This window comes from Paenibacillus sp. J31P13, assembly GCF_056269295.1.
In genome coordinates, this window is sequence record NZ_JBWDNR010000002.1 from 465,355 (window position 1) to 483,751 (window position 18,397).

Here is an 18,397-nt window from a genome sequence, read left to right on the forward strand (position 1 = left end):
GTAGAAATGAGGGGTAAGCTTAACCCCTTATTTGTCCATTCCCGTAGATACGATATTTCATAGATGTTAGTGCTGGGAGACCCATTGGTCCGCGAGCATGAAGCTTTTGCGTGCTGATGCCGATCTCAGCGCCAAATCCGAATTCAAAGCCGTCAGTGAAGCGAGTGGAAGCATTATGATAAACCGCAGCAGCATCAACGTCTTGAATAAAACGATCAGCATTTTGCTTATCTTCGGTTACAATACATTCAGAATGCTTCGTGCTGAAGCGGCGAATGTGATCGAGTGCTTCTTCAAGATTTGAAACGATGCGAATATTCATAATGTAATCATTGTACTCTGTGCTATAATCCTCATCGGTAGCAGGCTTTGCGGTTGGAAGTAAAGCGAGAGTGCGTTCACAACCCCGTAGCTCTACGTTTGCTTTGATAAATCGATCAGCTAGCTTATCAAAATATTTCTCTGCAAATGCTTCATGAAGAAGAAGAGTTTCCATGGAATTACATACAGAGGGACGTTGAACCTTTGCGTTAAAAGCAATGTCTGCCGCCATATCGTAATCTGCACTTGCATCAACAAAGGTATGGCAAATGCCTGCGCCTGTTTCAATAACTGGGACAGTCGCATTCTCAACGACATTGCGAATAAGTGAAGCCCCTCCGCGCGGGATGACTACATCAAGCAAGCCGTTCAGCTTCAGCATCTCATTAACAGATGCGCGATCAGAATCTTCAATTAGCTGAATAGCTTCAGCTGGCATATCGGTTTGTTGAAGTGCAGTCTTTAAAATCTCAACGATTTTGCGATTGGATTCAAGCGCTGCAGAACCGCCGCGAAGGACGACACTGTTGCCTGTCTTCAAGCAAAGTCCTGCTGCATCTACTGTAACATTAGGACGGGCTTCATATATCATTCCTATAACGCCAAGTGGTACTCTTACCTTTTCTACCTTAAGGCCGTTAGGACGGTTGAATTGTTCGAGCAGTTCTCCAACTGGATCTGGCAGATCAACGATTTGGCGCAAGCCCTCAGCAATTGCAGCAACACGGTCGCTGTTTAGAGCGAGTCGATCCAGCAGAGAAGGGCTAGTTCCTTGCTCGCGTCCTCGTTCAATATCCAAGTTATTTGCAGCTATGATGGCAGCCTGTTGATCCAGCAAGGCATTTGCCATATGTATAAGAGCTGTATTTTTTTGATCTGAAGTCAACGTATTCATAATCGTCGATGCCTGTTTTGCTAAAGTTGCTTTTTGTCTCACTTCACTAATAATAGTCATGTCGTAATCCTCCTTATTATTTTAATGAAATCCATTCGTCACGATGAATGACCTCAATATGAGAAACGTCAACACGGCGCATGACTTCCTGAGTCGTTAATCCTGCCACTGCTTGCACTTGCCATGCTGCATAATTAACGACTCCTCTGCCTAGTATTACACCGAGCTTGTTAATGACCTCTACGACATCGCCAGGATTGAAATCGCCTTGCGTGTCCGTAACCCCAGCAGGTAGGAGGCTCTTGCCGCCTTCCAACAAGGCAGTCACTGCGCCGTCATCGACCGTAATACGACCTTGCGGCATGGAGTGGAAGCCTAACCACTGCTTCTTCATCGGTAAGCTGTCACGCTCCGTATCAAAGTAGGTGCCCTTGCCATTGCCTGCAACAGCAAGGTTAAGATCACCTTCTTGCTGCACTTTTCCGATAAAAGCATGAACGCCGCCTCGCATGGCAATTCGTGCAGCCTCAATTTTAGAGCGCATTCCGCCTGTACCGACAGAAGAACCAGCGCCTCCGGCAAGCTTCATAATTTCTTCCGAAATCAAGTTTACACGATCGATTTTAACAGCATGCGGATTTTTACGAGGGTCTTCGGTGTACAAACCATCCATGTCCGTAATGATAATCAGCTTAGCTGCTTTGGTCATTGCTGCAACAAGTGCGGAAAGATTATCGTTGTCGCCGAATTTTGGCACGAGCTCGTCAGTAGCTACCGTATCATTTTCATTAATAATCGGGATGATTCGAAGCCTGAGCAGTTCTTCAATGGTCATTAAAGCATTTTGAATGCGGCGTCGGTTCGAAAAATCAGCTCGCGTGAGTAAGATTTGAGCAGCAACAATGCCATATTTATTGAAAGCTTCTTCATAGGCTTGCATAAGCAGCGCTTGACCAACAGCAGCGGCTGCTTGCTTCTCGTGTACGAGCTTTGGTTTTGCTGTATACCCAATTTGACGAAAACCAGCGGCAACTGCTCCAGATGTGACGAGCATAACACCATCACCTTTTTGATGCAGGGAAGCAAGCTCAGCTGCGAAATACTGAATACGCTCGCGGTTTAATCCACCTTCTTCAGACGTAAGAGAGCTGCTGCCAATTTTTATGACTACACGTTCAGACATCATTAATCCCATCCTATGCTTGTTTCGTGACAACAAAAAGACTCCCGTCCATAAAGGACGAAAGTCTCTGCTTCCGCGGTACCACCTTTGTTGATGATCAACGCAAAGAAGATCATCCAGCTTAAGCCTATAACAGAAGGCGCTGTCCGGTTCATAGCCGGCCGCTCGGAGGTAGGTTCAGCAAGCGGCCTTCGGTAAATTCTTACAGCCCATGGAATTTACTCTCTGATCGCGACCCTGCATGCTTACTAGTCCCGTCATCACGTTTCATGTTCAATTCTTCTAAGCATATCATGATCCTAAACCTCTGTAAAGCAAGGCAAACGGCTGGATTTCAACTAAAATAAATTAAGCTTTCCAATCCGTTCAACAGCCTCTTGAAGACGTGCTTCATCTGTTAGTAAACCAAGTCGCACATAGCCCTCGCCGTGTGTGCCGAAGCCTACTCCTGGTGCTACAACCACATGAGCTTCCTGCAACAATAAATCAGCGAATGATTCAGAAGTATGACCGGAAGGTACGGGCAGCCAGCAGAAGAAAGAGCCTCCAGGCTTAGCAGCTTTCCAGCCGATACGATCTAATGCGGAAAATAAAGCATTTCGTCTGCTTTCATACATGGCTTTTAAATCTGCAACACATTGCTGAGGACCCGTCAGTGCGAGTGCAGCAGCTTCCTGTATGCCGCCAAATAAGCTGCAGTAATAATGATCCTGGATCAGGTTAATAAGTCTGACGATTTCAGCATTGCCAATGGCAAAGCCCACTCGCCAACCAGCCATATTATAGGTTTTGGATAATGTATAGAATTCAACACCGACTTCTTTCGCGCCAGGTGTCTGCAAGAAACTGATAGGTTGATTTCCATCAAAGCCTATAGCTCCATAAGCAAAATCACTTGCTACAACAATTCCGTGTTCCCTTGCAAATTCAACGGTTTGAGCATAAAACTCAGCATTTGCTACCGCTCCGGTTGGGTTATTAGGGTAGTTCATAAACATGAGCTTTGCCCTTTGCAGCAATTCAGGACTAATAGCTTCATAATTAGGTAAATAGCTGTTTTCTTCGGTCAAAGGCATAAAAGACATTTCTGCTCCTGCCAGTGCTACGCCGGACCAGTAGTCAGGATAGCCGGGATCAGGTACTAGGCAAACATCCCCTGGGTTAAGTAAGCATTGACTTATTTCAACTAATCCTGTTTTTCCGCCAAATAGTATCGCAACTTCAGTGGTCGGATCAAGATCAACATCATAATCTTCCTTGTAGCGCTTTGCTACAGCTTCCTTAAGAAAAGGGTAGCCGTGAAAGGGCGGATACTTGTGGTACAAGGGATTAGCAGCAGCTTCCTGCAGCTGAGCAACAATATGGGGAGGGGTCGGCTGGTCCGGATTGCCTTGTCCCAAATTGATTACATCATGTCCTTTGGCTGTTTGCGCATTAGCTTTGGCAACCAGCTTGGCAAAAAATTGCGTCGGCAGGATATTCATCCGATCCGCAGGTTGAATAGGGTGTTGACTGATTTGCGTATTCATACTTCACACTCCACATGACAAAATCGCTATCTATACAGTAGCATTAATGTAGCATGAATGTGAGTGGATGAGAAGAGTGCCTGTTAAGAAGCAGGTATACCAACAAGCTTTATAAAGGGTTGAATATCCGCTTTGAAGAGAAACAGAAAAGGTCTGCGCTTATCATCAAACATGAGCAGCATCGGTGGTTTATCCTTGCAGCTGAACAGGAAGACATCGTCAGAAGTTACTGAGATATCCTTTGATTTAACTGTTACTGTTTTCTGCAGCGGAACGCGGTAAACATAGCTGCAGCTCTCGTCATTGGAAACTTGGGGGGCTAGTCCAGTTATAGAGCCTAACCAAGTGATCGCTTGGGCTTGTATGGCTGCATCATTAGGAATGGTTTTAATTATTTTCCCGGCTGCGACATCAAAAACCTGAACAGGCTTCAATGTCGTTTCGGATGCAGGCTCTGTTCCAGCAGGATGAGCGGCTGCAGCTTGTGAAAATACAAATAAGGTAAAGAAAGCAATAAACATCGCGGTTAATCTTTTGGGAAGCATAACGGACATTCTCCTTTTTCATCGTAAAGTGGGAAAGGCTTCTCCATTACAGTTCCCATCTTGACACTGAACCATGAGACGGTATCATTAGGAAAAAAAGCTAATTGGGGAGGAACGCAGTATGATGATCAATAAATTACGACTTGCATTGCTGCAAATGAATATAGAAGCTGGAAATCCAGAAGTGAATTTCGCGAAGTTAAGCTCCATGCTGGATGAAGCGGTTAGCGGTGTTGTAAAGCCCGATGTGATCATGTTTCCTGAAATGTGGAATACAGGTTATGCCTTATCAGAAATTCAAACATTAGCAGATCCCAATGGGGAGCGTACAATAGCCTTTCTTTCTGCATTCAGTAAAAAGCATGGGGTTCATATTATAGGCGGATCGATTGCTGAGTTGAAAGAAAGTGATGTGCGTAATACGATCTATGCATTCGATCGTGATGGAAATAGGGTGGCCGACTATTCGAAAATACATTTATTTCGATTGATGGAAGAGGAAAAATACTTAGTAGCAGGGGACAAGCTTGGTAAGCTGGAAATTGAAGGCGCTCAGGCGGGAATGATGATTTGCTATGACATTCGATTCCCTGAGCTAGCTCGAAAGCTGGCGCTGGAAGGTGCCAAACTGCTGTTTGTTCCAGCAGAATGGCCGCATCCGCGCCTTCATCATTGGCGCACACTTCTTACTGCGCGTGCCATTGAAAATCAAATGTTTGTCATCGCATGCAATCGGATGGGAACGAGCGGCGATTCACATTTCTTCGGTCATTCCCTCGTTCTTGATCCTTGGGGAGAAATTATTGCAGAGGCTGGTGAAGAAGAAACGATTCTGTTCGCAGATATCGACTTATCACTCGTAGATGCGGTTCGTGCCAAAATCCCAGTATTTGAAGATCGCAGACCAACACTATATGAAAATTAGTTAACGAAAGTTATTCATCGTTTGGTTCAAGGTTTGGATAAAAGCAACAGCCGCTTTGGAGAGGTATCTGCCCTTGCGGCTTGCGATTACTAGCGTCCTTGTCGGCTTCGTAGAAAGCTGCAAATAGGCTGGAGCGAATTCAGATCCTTTGGCGCGAGTCAGCATTTTCGGTACGAAGGCGATTCCCATACCAGCGGCCACTAAGGATTGAACCGTTTCTATATTACTGCTTTCGAATACAATTTGCGGTGAAAAACCTTTCTGTTCACATAAGTCTACGGTAATCTGACGAAAACCTTGTCCGCGTTTAAGCACAATAAAGGGCTCATCCCGCAGCTCAGGAATTTCAATCGATCCTTCTCGAGCAGCAAGCGGATGCTGCGGGGGAACGGCTAGGCAGATTTCTTCTTCCATAAAAGGCTCCCAAGACAGCGAGTTGTCTATAAGGGGAAGGGAAAGCAAGCTTAAATCTGTACCGCCGCTCGCAGTGAGCTGCTCAAGCTTTGCTGTCGTATCCTCAACGAGCACGATTTCGATTTGTGGGAACAAGTCACCAAATACAGGAAGCACGAGCGGCAATATATGTGATCCGGTAATAGGTAGAGTTCCGACTACTAGCCGGCCGCGGCGCATTTGAGCCATATCGTCCATTTCTTGTTTTAATTGCTCAACAGCATCTAAAATGGATTGTGATTTATCAATAAACACCTGTCCGGCTTGCGTAAGTTCAACGGAATTGGTTGTACGTCGGAAAAGCAGAACACCAAGCTCTTGCTCTAGCTTAGACAACTGCTGACTAAGCGAAGGCTGCGCGATATGGAGCTTCTCGGCTGCACGAGAGAAGTTTTTCTCCAAAGCGATCTGAATAACGTAATTGAGCTGTCTTAGTTCCATGTCAATGAGCTCCCTATTAAATGAAATGAACAAGCATGATTCGTTATAGTTATTATCTATAAACTTTATAGATATTATATCTTGGATCAATGAAGAAAGAAATGATATAGTAGTTTTAGTTAAGAAAAGCAGAAGATTTAATGAAACGATGGGGTGAATATAATGACGAAAAAAACAATGTTTGAAAAGATCTGGGACAATCACGTCATTCATCAAGAAGATGGAAAACCGAGCGTTATTTATATTGATTTGCAGCTCGTGCACGAAGTAACATCACCGCAAGCATTCGAAGGCCTGCGCCTATCTGGCCGTAAAGTTCGTCGTCCGGACCTAACGTTCGCAACGATGGATCATAACGTACCAACGAAGGATCGTTTCAACATTACTGATCCTATCTCCAAGCAACAAATTGATACACTGACTCAAAACTGTAAAGATTTCGGCGTAACCTTGTATGATCTTGATAGTCTTGATCAAGGTGTTGTTCACGTAATGGGTCCTGAGCTTGGACTTACACATCCAGGTAAAACGATCGTTTGCGGTGACAGCCATACTTCAACTCACGGTGCATTTGGCGCTTTGGCGTTCGGTATCGGAACAAGTGAAGTTGAGCACGTTATGGCAACACAATGTTTGCAGCAATCGAAAGCAAAAACGCTTGAGGTTCGCTTCACAGGCAAACGTAAACCAGGCGTAACAGCAAAAGATTTGATTCTTGGTGTTATCGCTCAATACGGTACTGACTTTGCAACTGGTTATGTTATCGAATTCACTGGCGAGGCTATTACAAGCCTAACGATGGAAGAGCGTATGACGGTTTGTAACATGTCAATCGAAGCCGGTGCTAGAGCAGGACTGATCGCTCCAGATGAAACAACTTTTAATTATCTTCGCGGTCGTCAATATGCACCGGCTAACTTTGATGCAGCAGTTGAGGCTTGGAAACAGCTTACAACTGACGAAGGCGCTGAGTACGATACAGTTGTACACTTTGATGTAGATGCTCTTATCCCGCAAGTAACTTGGGGAACTAGCCCTGGTATGGGTACGAACATTACAGCGAAGGTTCCATTCCCTGCTGATCTTCCTACTGAAAATGAGCGTAAAGCAGCTGAAGCTGCACTTGAATATATGGATCTTAAACCAGGCACTCCGATGAATGAAATCGAAATCGATTATGTATTTATCGGATCTTGTACAAACGGACGTATCGAAGATTTGCGCGCTGCGGCTGAAATTGCAAGAGGCTACAAAGTAAGCGATCGTGTAACGGCTATCGTCGTTCCAGGTTCAGGCCGTGTCAAAATTCAAGCTGAGAAAGAGGGCTTGGACAAAATCTTCACTGAAGCAGGTTTTGAATGGCGTGATGCAGGCTGCTCCATGTGTCTGGCAATGAACCCAGACGTATTGAAACCAGGCGAGCGCTGCGCATCCACATCTAACCGTAACTTTGAAGGCCGTCAAGGCCGCGGCGGACGTACGCATCTTGTATCACCGGCAATGGCAGTAGCTGCAGCAGTGAAAGGTCACTTTACTGATGTTCGCGACTGGGAAATTAAATCCGAAGTGCTCAACTAATTGAACGTGAGAGAGGGGTATATCCGATATGGAACCGTTTAAACAACTTACAGGCATCGTTGCCCCGGTCGACCGGGTCAATGTCGACACTGATGCAATTATACCTAAACAATTTTTGAAGCGCATTGAGCGCAGCGGCTTTGGCCAATTTCTATTCTTTGAATGGCGTTTTCACGAAGATGGCGGAGTAAATGCGGAATTCGAACCAAACAAGCCTCGTTATGAGGGTGCTTCGGTACTCGTATCCCGTGCCAACTTCGGCTGCGGATCTTCACGTGAGCACGCGCCTTGGGCGATTCTTGATTACGGCTTTAAAGTTATCATTGCACCGTCCTATGCGGACATTTTCTACAATAACTGCTTCAAAAACGGTATTCTTCCGATTAAACTTAGCGAAGAGCAAGTAGAGGAAATCTTCCAACGCACTGCTAAATTCGATGGCTACAAATTGAATGTTGATTTGGAAAACAAACAATTGTCAGATGAGCATGGACTTACGATTGCTTTTGAACTTGATGAGCACCGTCGCCAGTTCTTGCTGCAAGGTCTAGATGACATTGGTTTGACTCTTCAGCATGAAGACAAAATTACGGCTTATGAGCAAAAACGCGCCGCTGAGCTTGTCTAATCGAAGGAAATAAAAAAGAACAATTCGACCTCAAACGGCGAATTGTTCTTTTTTTACTTTTAACGCAACTTTTTCTGACAAGCTGCGTCTATATTGTCGTCTGTAAAAGTCGAATGAACGCATTCGATGCGGGCAATATCAGTCATCGAGGTGGGAAATGAAGAAATTAGTATCCATTATGTTGTTTATGTCGGTTTTTTTCACGATGTTCGCCGCTGCAGGACAAGCTGCAGAGGTCGTCCCTAAGTTGTTTTTGAATGGCCAGTTGTTAAAGACTGATGTCACTCCGCAAATCATTAATAATTCAACGGTAGTACCGGTGCGGACGGTATCAGAAGGATTGGGCTATCAAATAAACTGGGACAACATAACAAAAACAGCGACGGTCATCAATGGTAATAATGTCATTAAGCTCAAGTTGAATGACAAAACGGCAATTGTGAATGGTCAGTTAGTTCAGATGGATACGTCAGCAACGATTGTAAAAGGTAAGACGCTCGTTCCGCTTCGCTTTATAGGTGAGCAATTCGGCCTTTTGGTTGAGTGGAAAAATGCTGAAAAAGAAGTACATATGTACGAGAAGCCTACTGTACCTGAGGTTCCGGTTGATCCAGAAGCTCCAACTTCTACGGCTGAAATCACAGACGTGTCGTTTGATGGAGCCAACAGCGTGACAATTAGCTATAATGGCACAGTTAAAGCAAACAAACCGCTTTATCTGGACAATCCAAAACGGATTGTATTTGATCTTCCAGGAGCAGTCTATTCTTCTAATCTTACGCCATTATTTGTAAATGGACAGGTAGAGGTTTCTGTAACGGACAGCACTTATTTGCAAGGCTATCGTTTTTCACAGTTCTCTAAGTCACCTGACATCGCACGCTTGGTCTTTCTTGTCCCTGACAAGACAGACTATGCAATGACAGAGAATGCAGGTCAGATTCGCTTTGATTTTGTATCAAGTGAAGCTGTTAAACCCGTTGATCCGAATCCAACTACGCCTCCAGTAGGCTCCACTAAGAAACTCATTGTCATTGACGCGGGACATGGTGGTTCAGATCCTGGCGCGGAAAGTATTTTAAAACGTTGGGAAAAGGAATTCACGCTTAGCGTTGCTTTAAAAATGCAGGCGCTTCTTGAAAAGGATGGAAAGGTAAGGGTTGTGATGACGAGAACGGGCGATACTTATCCGTCACTCGCAGAGCGGCCGCAATTAGCGAATTCATTGAAAGCTGATCTCTTTATATCCATACATGCCAATAAAGCAACAACGCCAACAGCTACTGGTTCAGAAACGTATTACTACCATGACAATAGCTTGGCGTTAGCTAAAATTATTAATACGCATTTAGTAGCGGCTACGAAAATCAGAGATCGCGGAGTGAAAAAAGAGGCGTTCAAGGTCATTAAAGATACGACCATGCCAGCAGTTCTGGTTGAAGCTGGTTTCCTCTCCAATACGTCTGACGCAAAAATGCTTTATGATGATGCGTCACAAAATAGAATTGCATCAGAATTAGTAGCAGGAATGTATGAATTCTTAAAAGTTAAATAGAAAGCAGGTGTTCAGTGTAATGAAAAAATTCAAAGCACAGGGGCTGCTTGCTGTTCTCGTTTTATCAGTAGCGATTACGGGCTGTGGCGTGCAAGGCAAGTCTGGCAATCAAACGGGAAGCAACATAACAGAGCCTACAGCAACCGTTTCTCCTTCACCCGAACCGACTGCTGTTCCAAATGAACGCGAGACTATTATTTATTTAACCGATTCTGAGGGGCTTGAAACAGTAGAGTACCCAGTCAAGCTGACTTATGAAACCAATGCAGATTTGGTGAAAGCAGCTGTTTCTGCATTACAGCAAGACGGTGGGGAAAACACGAGTTCAATTTGGAAACCGATTGAAGTGAAATCTGTCGAGCTTAAAGATGATAAAGTTACACTGGATATTCATTTGCCAGATGAAGCTCGTCTTGGTGCTCCTGGAGAAATGCTTGTCCTTGAAACGCTCAAAAAAACATTATTTCAGTTTGATTTTGTAAATAGCATTGATTTATTAGCAGATGGTCAAGCCATTGATACCTTAATGGGGCATGTAGAGCTAGAGCACCCGATGGTTAGAGAATAATAAGAGAAATTTGAGAATGGCTTCAGAGGCAGTTATTTTTGCTGCTTCTGAGGTCATTAAAAAATTTAAGGGGAAATCAACGATGACATTTAACTTTGCAAGCAAAAAAATTATAGTTGGCGCACTGACTTTTTCGCTAGTAGCGGGAAGCAGCTTTGTCATGCCGTCACAAGTGGGTGCGGCTGCAGCGTTAACGACACCTTTTACAGACATTACTGCTGGACATTGGGCTGAGAAGCATATTGCTAAGCTAGCTCTTCAACAGATCATTCAAGGGTATACAGCAGCAGGCAATACTTTTATATTTAGTCCCAATAAAAGCGTTTCCCAAGAAGAAGCTGTTATTATGGCACTGCGTTTCGCTGGTTTAGCTAATAAAGTAGACAGCACTAGTGAAATTGGTTTTGATCCATCCTTTAAAGTGAGTAATTATTTCAAACCTTATATTTTAATGGCTTTTCAAGAGGGTCTGCTTGATCAAGCAGATGAGTATGCGAATGCAAAGAAAGATTCAAAAACAGCATGGGGAACTAAGCCTGCCTCTCGGGAATGGGTAACGAAGCTCATGGTTCGAGCGATTGGTCAGGACAGTGAAGCGGTTCGTTTGCAAAATACAGCCTCAACTTTCTCAGATTCCGCTCAGATTACTGCTAAATACTTGGGCTACGTTAATCTAGCATCCAAGTTAGAGCTTGTAAAAGGAGTAACAACAGTAAAGTTTGACCCTAAAGCTAATGTAACAAGAGCAAGCATTGCAACGATGTTCAGTCGAGCTCAAAAGCTTTATCCCGTTGCTTATGAAGGACAAACGAACGGTATCGTAACAAAAATAACGGATAATTCAATGACAATCTTTAGCGACAAAAAAGAAACAACCTACTCACTTGGCGCAGATACCTTGTATTACCGCTTTGATTCTGAAACGCCAATTACGAAGCAGCAGTTGCTTGAATATGGTGATGTGACGGTTATTGCAAAGGACGGTAAAGCCTTGTATGTTGAGGTGCAGGGAGACGAAGTTCATGCGAAAACGTTAACAGGCACACTGGATCGCGTCATTGCTGCTGAGAAAAAATTATATATTTGGATGGATAATAAACCAGTTGAAATCTATTATACCGATGCTGTTTCTGTTGTGGACAATGAAGGCAAAGCCATTTCATTGAGCTCGATCAAAAGAGACAGTCAAATTACAATTATCCAAGATACGTTCAGAGATACGCCAATCACTTTGAAAATTGTTGCTGCTTCCCAAGCGAATCCAACTGCAGCGTCGGGTATATTCTATGGTACTGACGGTGAGCTGATTACGATTAAAGAAGGCACTACACTCGTTTCAAAATTTATGGCTAGCAATGTCATTGTTGAAATTAACGGCATGGTTAATGCAACGACGGTTGATCTGATTAAAGAAGCGGATCAAGTGGAGCTGACCTTGAATTCAGATGATAAGGTGACAAAAATCAAGGTTACGAACCGTAACGTGAAGATACTAGCAGGCGCACAAATTGCCAGCTATGTATATGATAAAAAATTGTTAACAATCGTGGATGCTAACGGCGTGAATGCACAAGCCTTGTATTTTACTGATCGCACTAAAATTGAATACAATGGAGCTGCGATGACGCTTGCATCTTCATACAATCTGTTAACTCAGAACCGTAAAATCGTTATTTCCTATACTGGAAACACGATCGTTTCCCTACAATTTTTAACGAAATATGTGGGTACTTTAGTTTCATTAAATTCCACAGGAAATTTGATAACCGTTAAGATTGATGGCGGTGCAGAAGTTTCATTGCCTTATACGAGTGCTTATGTTGAGATTGCAGGTCAAGCTAACTCTACGTACAGCGACTTAAAGGTTGGTGAAATGTTGACACTGGAATTGAATAATGGCCAAGATCGCGTATCAACGATTAAAACAAATCGCAGCATTCAATACGAAGTGGTTTCTGTCGATACGATGAATAAAAAATTACGAGTGAAAAATGCAACGACTGCGGCTTTTGATTTGTATGTCTTAAATGCCGAATTAATCAATGATGCAGGTGCCAAGCTCAACATAGAACAAATTTCACCAGGATCTATCGTCAATGTCAGTTATTTAGGTACAACAGCGCAAACGATAAGAAGTATAAGCGCTACCTATGGCAGAGTGCAGTCCATCTCACAAAACAGTATCTCCATAACAGATTTATCTGGACAAGCAGCTGTTATTAATGAAGATAAAGGTTTCCTAATCATTAAGGGTGAAACGCAAGGAACCTCGACTAGCCTACTAGCTGTAGGAGATTACGTTGAGATTGTTAAAACAAATGATTCCAAAACGCAAGTTACCGCAGCTTTGGGAGAAAATCGGGTTTTCTCCTATTATGATTCTAAAGTTAACCAAGTTTGGACAGAGAAAGTAACAGATTCAGATAATCGGAATTATTTTAATGTAACCAGCACAACAAAATATACTCAAAATGGAAATACGATTGCCGTAACTGCTTTTAAATCAGGTGATGCTATTACGATTTACAGCTTCCGTAACAATGCTGTCGCGATCGTAAAGCCATAAAATTAGAACCAATTTGAAGCAAAATGGCTCTAGATATTTATATTTTGTGAAAAAACTGCCCATTTGGGCAGTTTTTTTATAGAATATGCTTGATTTCGGTTGCTAACCGTGACAAATTTCGCTACACTTTGAACGATAGTGTTTGATTAGGGGAGAGGACGATGATTGCGAAACAGAAAATGCGTCATGTACTGGATATAATTGCGGACATGTTTCCAGATGCGCACTGCGAGCTGAATCACAGCAACCCGTTTGAGCTTACGATAGCTGTGCTGCTGTCGGCGCAATGTACAGATGAAACGGTAAATAAGGTTACAGCTTCTTTATTTCAAAAGTATAAGCGCCCTGAGGATTACTTGGACGTTCCGCTTGAGGAGCTGGAGCAGGATATTCGCCGCATCGGTTTGTTTCGCAGTAAAGCTTCCAATATACAAAAGCTTTGCCGCATCGTCATTGATAAATATGATGGGGACGTTCCGGCAAGTCATGAAGGTCTGACGGAGTTGCCGGGTGTTGGACGAAAGACAGCCAATGTCGTTATGTCTAATGCGTTTGGTGTACCGGCGATTGCGGTAGATACGCATGTCGATCGTGTATCGAAGCGATTAGGATTCGCGAAGCCAGATGATACTGTACTTGAGGTAGAAAAGAAACTGATGAAGCTCGTTCCTCGCGAGGAATGGACCTTAACCCATCACAGACTAATCTTCTTCGGTCGCTATCACTGCAAAGCACAAAGCCCGCAGTGTCCGATTTGTCCGCTGCTAGATTTGTGCAAAGAAGGAAAACAACGTATGAAGCCAGGATTTAAAACAAAAAATAAGACCATGAAACCTAAAATAGCCAGTGAAGGATGATGACAATGAACTGTATTTCCGTTTACACGAACAATTTTGAGCTTTTCTCCGATATTTATGAGCAGGTGCTTCAATCTCCGCCGCAGGAGCATGAGGACATGGTCGTTGAAGGAATCACAGTCAGCGGCTCTGGCGATGTGCCGGATCAATATATCGAGCGTATGCGTATTAAACCAGAAGTTGTAGTCATGAGAGATAAGCAGCGTAACATTATGATTCTTCAGCACGGCAATGTATTTGAAATCTGCATGCCGTCCGATGAAGAGGAAGCCGTTTAAGGAGCATCGAGATGACAGAAGTGACTGTGCAACGCATAGCGGAAGCTATATTTCAAGCAGAGAGCGTTATGGCATCTGCTGGTGATACATTACATGCAAAGCAAGCACAAGAACTTGACAGTAAGCTGACCGAAGGTCGGCTTACTGTTGCTTTTTGTGGACATTTTTCGGCGGGTAAATCCACGCTAATCAATCGGTTATGCGGTGCGAAGCTGCTTCCATCAAGTCCGATACCTACAAGCGCCAATGTCGTTTCGATAAGAGGCGGAAATCGGGCTTATGCAGCTGTCGAGACGATTCGTAATGGGGTTCAAGCTAAGGCAGAGGTACCTATTGATGAATTGGATCGTTATTGCGTAGATGGGGAACAATTCACATCTGTATCTATCATTTATCCGAGTGAGGTTCTAGGCAACCATACGGTTGTGCTGGATACGCCGGGAATTGATTCAACCGATGATGCGCATAGAATGGCTACAGAATCAGCATTGCATCTTGCTGATGTGGTCTTTTATGTGATGGATTATAATCACGTGCAATCCGAAATTAATTTTGCGTTTGCAAAGCAGCTTAAGGATTGGGGAAAGCCCTTATATTTTATTGTTAATCAAATTGATAAGCATCGTGAGCGCGAGCTTTCTTTTGCAAGCTATCGTAAAAGTGTGGAGGATGCGTTTCATGCTTGGCACTTGGAGCCAGCAGGAATCGTCTATTTGTCTTCACGGGAGCCAGAACACCCGCATCAGGAGTGGGAGCAGCTGCTCCAGCTGCTAGATCAACTCAAAGATCTTCGTGAGCCGCTCTGTGCGTACAGCGTAGATGCTTCCCTGCGTCACTTGACTGGTGCTCATGTCAAATGGCGTGAGCAGCAAGAGGAGGCTGAGCGTGAACTTCTGTTAGAGAGAGCTGGCGGAGAAGAAGGCGCTGCTGGGGTTAGCAGTGAGATGGAGAGCTTACATGCGCTTATCACTAAAATATCAGGGAAAAAAGAAGTCTATCGTGCAAATCTTCGCAAAGAGCTGCAAATGCTTCTCGATAATGCGAATATAACGCCTGCGGGTCTGCGTGATTTGGCGCAAACCTTCTTAGAGAGCCGTAAGCCCGGATTTAAGACGGGGCTGCTATTTGCAGCGGCAAAGACAGCCGCAGAGCAGGAAAGACGGCTGGGGGCATTCCGTGAGGAATTGAACAGCTTAATTAGCGCGTCGATCGAATGGCATGTTAAGCAATTGCTGCGCGCCGAAGCAGAGCGCATTGGTTTTGACAGCGAGCGGCTTGAGAGCGAGCTTGCAGGCGAGCTGTCGTGGCTCCCAGAGTCGGAATGGCTCGTGGAGCGCGTGAAGTCTGGTGCAGTCATCGGCAATGAATATACGATGACCTATAGTCGCGACCTAGCCGCGGATGTAAAAGGTGTGTATCGCCAGCGAGCGCTTCAGCTAATCGATGAGCTGGCGGAGCATGCAGCGGCGACAGGCGAAGCAGAAGCCGCTGAAGCAAGAGAGAAGCTTGCGGCGCTTAGCACGCAGGCTGATGCTCTTGGTGCGCTTGCAGCGTTGGATGAAGCGGCTGCTAAGCATGAGGCGCGGCTAGCGGCTGCGTTGCCGCAGGCGCCGGCAAGGCCGGCATTGCCGGCACCTAGCGAAGCAGGGGTGCGTGGTAAGTCTGCAGTGGAAGCTGGGAAAGCAGCTGGAGCAGTGGCAGCAGCAGTTGCGCGCGAAACGGTGAAGACTGGGGCAAGCAGCAGTGCGGGTGCAAATGCAAATGCAGGTGCAAACGCTGGAGATAGTGCGGGAGGATCAGGCGTAAGCGCTGGTTCCCGTGGAGCGGCAACAGAATCGAAGGCAGACGGTTCATCAAGACGCACAGCTGCGAGAAGCGCTTCCCTTGGCGGTGGTGCCGCACTGGCACAGCAGCATCGTGCAGCGTCGCGCTTAGCTAGCGCAGCAGAGCTGCTAGAGCCGCACGCGGCACTGGCGCAAGCGGCGCATGCGATGCGCGACAAAGCAAATCGGCTGCAGGACAGCCGATTTACGATCGCGTTGTTCGGCGCCTTCAGCGCCGGCAAATCATCGCTTGCGAACGCGCTGATCGGCGAACCGGTGCTTCCGGTCTCGCCAAATCCGACGACCGCAGCGATCAACCGCCTCGTGCCGCCAACGGCCGAGCACGAGCATGGAACAGCGCGCATCGTCATGAAGTCAAGCGCGGCAATCGAAGACGACGTGCGCTATTCCTTAGCGCTGCTCGGCGAAGATGCCTCGTCCGACAAGCTTCCGGACGCGGCTGCCCTAATGCGGGCGATTGACCGCTTATCTCCGGATTCCATTGTAGCTGGCGGCCGCGCACACTACAGCTTCCTGCGCGCAGCCCGCGCAGGCTGGGCAGAGCATGAAGCGCTGCTTGGCCAGCAGCTTTCAGTCGATCAAAGGGAGTATGAGCGTTACGTAGCAGAGGAATCCAAATCCTGCTTCGTCAATGAAATCGAGCTCCATTACGATTGTGCTTTGACGGCTCAAGGTATCGTTCTTGTTGATACACCAGGCGCTGATTCCGTGAATGCCAGACATACAGGTGTTGCCTTTAATTATATTAAAAATGCGGACGCCGTTCTGTTCGTTACGTATTACAACCATGCCTTCTCTCAAGCTGATCGCCAGTTTTTGATGCAGCTTGGACGTGTGAAGGATCAGTTTGAGCTTGATAAAATGTTCTTCCTCGTTAACGCATCTGATCTAGCTGCCGATGAAGAAGAACTGAACGGTGTATTGAAGCATGTGGAATCTAACTTGCTTCAGCACGCGATCCGCAATCCACGCTTGTTCCCGGTATCCAGCTTGCTTGCGCTTGAGGGTAAGCTTGAAGATAATGCCGATATGCTGGAACAATCAGGAATTGAAGTCTTCCAGCAATCATTCCTTTCATTCATAGCAAATGATCTTGGTCATTTAGCCATTGACGCAGCAGAGCAAGATATGCAGCGGGCAGCTGCAACTATTGCTGGCTGGGTGAAGAGTGCGGAAGGAGATGCTTCTGCTAGAGAAGCAGAGTTGACGGCTCTTCAGCACGCCGTTAGAGAAGCAGAAATGGAGATTGAGGCTCTACAGACTGGTGCGATGCCGGAGCAGCTTAAGCAGGAGCTCAGTGAACTTCTGTATTATGTTGTGCAGCGGATTCAATATCGGTTTGGCGAGTTTTATAACTTAGCCTTCAATCCAGCTTCGCTTCAAGACGATGGACGTGACTTGCGCAAAGCGATTTGGACCTCCTGGCTCGAGCTTCAAAGGCTTGTCCAGTTAGAATTGTCCCAAGAAATGCTGGCTACCTCGCTTCGGATGGAAAGAGGCGTTCATTCCTTGTTGAAGAAGCAATATGACAGCACGGTAACGAAGCTTGAGGCTTCTATAACATCGTATAGCGCTGTTCCATATGCAACGAGTGCTTTGCCGACTCCGGAAGAACCAAAAGCATGGGAAGCGAATAATGTTGAATCTAAGCTGCTATGGAGCCGTTTTAAATCTCCGCGTCAGTTCTTTGAAGGAGATGGAAAGACTGTGCTTCGCAAGGAGCTTGAGACGCTTCTAGCCCCATCGTTGAATAGCTGGATGGGTGAGCAGACTGTTCTATGGACGGATCTGTATGATCAAATTTGGCAATCAGCGGCGAAACAAGCTGGAAATCATCTGCAAGGGGATATGTTAGCCTATGCAGATGGTAAACAAAGCTCATTGATGGGCAACGCAAATATTGAGGAATTGAAGCTGCTTTATAATCGGTTCATTAATCTCTAATTGTACGTGAATACCGTTTGTTTGATCTCATTTATAGCTGAATGCTTTTGCAGGTGACTTGTCGCCTTGCAAAAGCATTTTTTATTTTTGTGTGTTTCTATGCAAAAAGGGAGCAATTGGCACATATTTGTCATGATTTGGGACCAATTGAGAGGATTTTGCGGTTCCCCTTTGGATATCGGCACTTTAAGCGGTTTCACTAACATATATGCATATTTCTACCGTTTGCTCCCCCTTCCCGATGCTGATAATATTCACTCATACTTATAAAATAGATATGGGGAGAT

Annotated in this window: 14 protein-coding genes; 9 read left to right on the forward strand and 5 right to left on the reverse strand. The window is 45.3% G+C overall.

Translation table 11 applies throughout. The features are described from left to right. Positions 1 to 19: 19 nt before the first annotated feature. The 4 genes from AC0YOD_RS08395 to AC0YOD_RS08410 form a co-directional block, all read right to left on the reverse strand. Positions 20 to 1,276: a glutamate-5-semialdehyde dehydrogenase gene (locus AC0YOD_RS08395; protein WP_475798822.1), complete on the reverse strand. Its 1,257-nt coding sequence runs from the start codon at positions 1,274 to 1,276 to the stop codon at positions 20 to 22. A gap of 16 nt (positions 1,277 to 1,292) precedes the next feature. Further along, positions 1,293 to 2,399: a glutamate 5-kinase gene (proB, locus tag AC0YOD_RS08400; RefSeq protein WP_475798823.1), complete on the reverse strand. Its 1,107-nt coding sequence runs from the start codon at positions 2,397 to 2,399 to the stop codon at positions 1,293 to 1,295. 338 nt (positions 2,400 to 2,737) lie between these two features. Further along, the gene (locus AC0YOD_RS08405) at positions 2,738 to 3,928 is read right to left on the reverse strand and encodes an aminotransferase class I/II-fold pyridoxal phosphate-dependent enzyme (RefSeq protein WP_475798824.1); all 1,191 of its coding nucleotides are present in this window, start codon (positions 3,926 to 3,928) and stop codon (positions 2,738 to 2,740) included. A gap of 83 nt (positions 3,929 to 4,011) precedes the next feature. After that, the gene (locus AC0YOD_RS08410) at positions 4,012 to 4,473 is read right to left on the reverse strand and encodes a hypothetical protein (protein ID WP_475798825.1); all 462 of its coding nucleotides are present in this window, start codon (positions 4,471 to 4,473) and stop codon (positions 4,012 to 4,014) included. A gap of 121 nt (positions 4,474 to 4,594) precedes the next feature. Here AC0YOD_RS08410 and AC0YOD_RS08415 point away from each other — a divergent pair, with 121 nt between their 5' ends. Beyond that, complete coding sequence (locus AC0YOD_RS08415) at positions 4,595 to 5,398, forward strand: carbon-nitrogen family hydrolase (protein ID WP_475798826.1); 804 nt, start codon at positions 4,595 to 4,597, stop codon at positions 5,396 to 5,398. Here AC0YOD_RS08415 and AC0YOD_RS08420 read toward each other — a convergent pair whose 3' ends face one another. After that, the gene (locus AC0YOD_RS08420) at positions 5,399 to 6,292 is read right to left on the reverse strand and encodes a LysR family transcriptional regulator (protein WP_475798827.1); all 894 of its coding nucleotides are present in this window, start codon (positions 6,290 to 6,292) and stop codon (positions 5,399 to 5,401) included. 162 nt (positions 6,293 to 6,454) lie between these two features. Here AC0YOD_RS08420 and leuC point away from each other — a divergent pair, with 162 nt between their 5' ends. From leuC to AC0YOD_RS08460, 8 genes are all read left to right on the forward strand, one after another. Next, positions 6,455 to 7,870, forward strand: a complete 1,416-nt coding sequence (gene leuC / locus AC0YOD_RS08425; RefSeq protein ID WP_475798828.1) for a 3-isopropylmalate dehydratase large subunit — start codon at positions 6,455 to 6,457, stop codon at positions 7,868 to 7,870. Positions 7,871 to 7,898: 28 nt separating this feature from the next. After that, positions 7,899 to 8,498: a 3-isopropylmalate dehydratase small subunit gene (gene leuD, locus AC0YOD_RS08430; RefSeq protein ID WP_475798829.1), complete on the forward strand. Its 600-nt coding sequence runs from the start codon at positions 7,899 to 7,901 to the stop codon at positions 8,496 to 8,498. A 157-nt stretch (positions 8,499 to 8,655) separates the two neighbouring features. Next, a complete protein-coding gene (locus AC0YOD_RS08435; RefSeq protein ID WP_475798830.1) occupies positions 8,656 to 10,053 on the forward strand; it encodes an N-acetylmuramoyl-L-alanine amidase in 1,398 nt (465 codons plus the stop codon). A gap of 19 nt (positions 10,054 to 10,072) precedes the next feature. Then, the gene (locus AC0YOD_RS08440; RefSeq protein ID WP_475798831.1) at positions 10,073 to 10,621 is read left to right on the forward strand and encodes a GerMN domain-containing protein; all 549 of its coding nucleotides are present in this window, start codon (positions 10,073 to 10,075) and stop codon (positions 10,619 to 10,621) included. A gap of 16 nt (positions 10,622 to 10,637) precedes the next feature. After that, positions 10,638 to 13,187: an S-layer homology domain-containing protein gene (locus AC0YOD_RS08445; RefSeq protein WP_475798832.1), complete on the forward strand. Its 2,550-nt coding sequence runs from the start codon at positions 10,638 to 10,640 to the stop codon at positions 13,185 to 13,187. A gap of 161 nt (positions 13,188 to 13,348) precedes the next feature. Continuing rightward, positions 13,349 to 14,044 carry an endonuclease III gene (gene nth / locus AC0YOD_RS08450; RefSeq protein ID WP_475798833.1) on the forward strand — a complete coding sequence of 232 codons (696 nt, stop codon included), beginning with the start codon at positions 13,349 to 13,351 and terminating at the stop codon, positions 14,042 to 14,044. A 5-nt stretch (positions 14,045 to 14,049) separates the two neighbouring features. Continuing rightward, on the forward strand, positions 14,050 to 14,322 hold the full coding sequence (locus tag AC0YOD_RS08455) for an NAD/NADP transhydrogenase alpha subunit (protein WP_475798834.1): 273 nt from the start codon (positions 14,050 to 14,052) through the stop codon (positions 14,320 to 14,322). Between the two features lie 11 nt (positions 14,323 to 14,333). Further along, a complete protein-coding gene (locus tag AC0YOD_RS08460; protein ID WP_475798835.1) occupies positions 14,334 to 18,110 on the forward strand; it encodes a dynamin family protein in 3,777 nt (1,258 codons plus the stop codon). Positions 18,111 to 18,397 lie beyond the last annotated feature (287 nt).

Excerpts from the sequence above, each read along its gene's own strand:
- AC0YOD_RS08420 (WP_475798827.1), bottom strand. The coding sequence starts at position 6,292 with ATGGAACTAAGACAGCTCAATTACGTTATTCAGATCGCTTTGGAGAAA.
- leuD (WP_475798829.1), top strand. The coding sequence starts at position 7,899 with ATGGAACCGTTTAAACAACTTACAGGCATCGTTGCCCCGGTCGACCGG.
- AC0YOD_RS08440 (WP_475798831.1), top strand. The coding sequence starts at position 10,073 with ATGAAAAAATTCAAAGCACAGGGGCTGCTTGCTGTTCTCGTTTTATCA.
- proB (WP_475798823.1), bottom strand. The coding sequence starts at position 2,399 with ATGTCTGAACGTGTAGTCATAAAAATTGGCAGCAGCTCTCTTACGTCT.
- leuC (WP_475798828.1), top strand. The coding sequence starts at position 6,455 with ATGACGAAAAAAACAATGTTTGAAAAGATCTGGGACAATCACGTCATT.
- AC0YOD_RS08460 (WP_475798835.1), top strand. The coding sequence starts at position 14,334 with ATGACAGAAGTGACTGTGCAACGCATAGCGGAAGCTATATTTCAAGCA.
- AC0YOD_RS08405 (WP_475798824.1), bottom strand. The coding sequence starts at position 3,928 with ATGAATACGCAAATCAGTCAACACCCTATTCAACCTGCGGATCGGATG.
- AC0YOD_RS08410 (WP_475798825.1), bottom strand. The coding sequence starts at position 4,473 with ATGCTTCCCAAAAGATTAACCGCGATGTTTATTGCTTTCTTTACCTTA.
- AC0YOD_RS08455 (WP_475798834.1), top strand. The coding sequence starts at position 14,050 with ATGAACTGTATTTCCGTTTACACGAACAATTTTGAGCTTTTCTCCGAT.
- AC0YOD_RS08445 (WP_475798832.1), top strand. The coding sequence starts at position 10,638 with ATGGCTTCAGAGGCAGTTATTTTTGCTGCTTCTGAGGTCATTAAAAAA.
- AC0YOD_RS08435 (WP_475798830.1), top strand. The coding sequence starts at position 8,656 with ATGAAGAAATTAGTATCCATTATGTTGTTTATGTCGGTTTTTTTCACG.
- AC0YOD_RS08415 (WP_475798826.1), top strand. The coding sequence starts at position 4,595 with ATGATGATCAATAAATTACGACTTGCATTGCTGCAAATGAATATAGAA.
- nth (WP_475798833.1), top strand. The coding sequence starts at position 13,349 with ATGATTGCGAAACAGAAAATGCGTCATGTACTGGATATAATTGCGGAC.
- AC0YOD_RS08395 (WP_475798822.1), bottom strand. The coding sequence starts at position 1,276 with ATGACTATTATTAGTGAAGTGAGACAAAAAGCAACTTTAGCAAAACAG.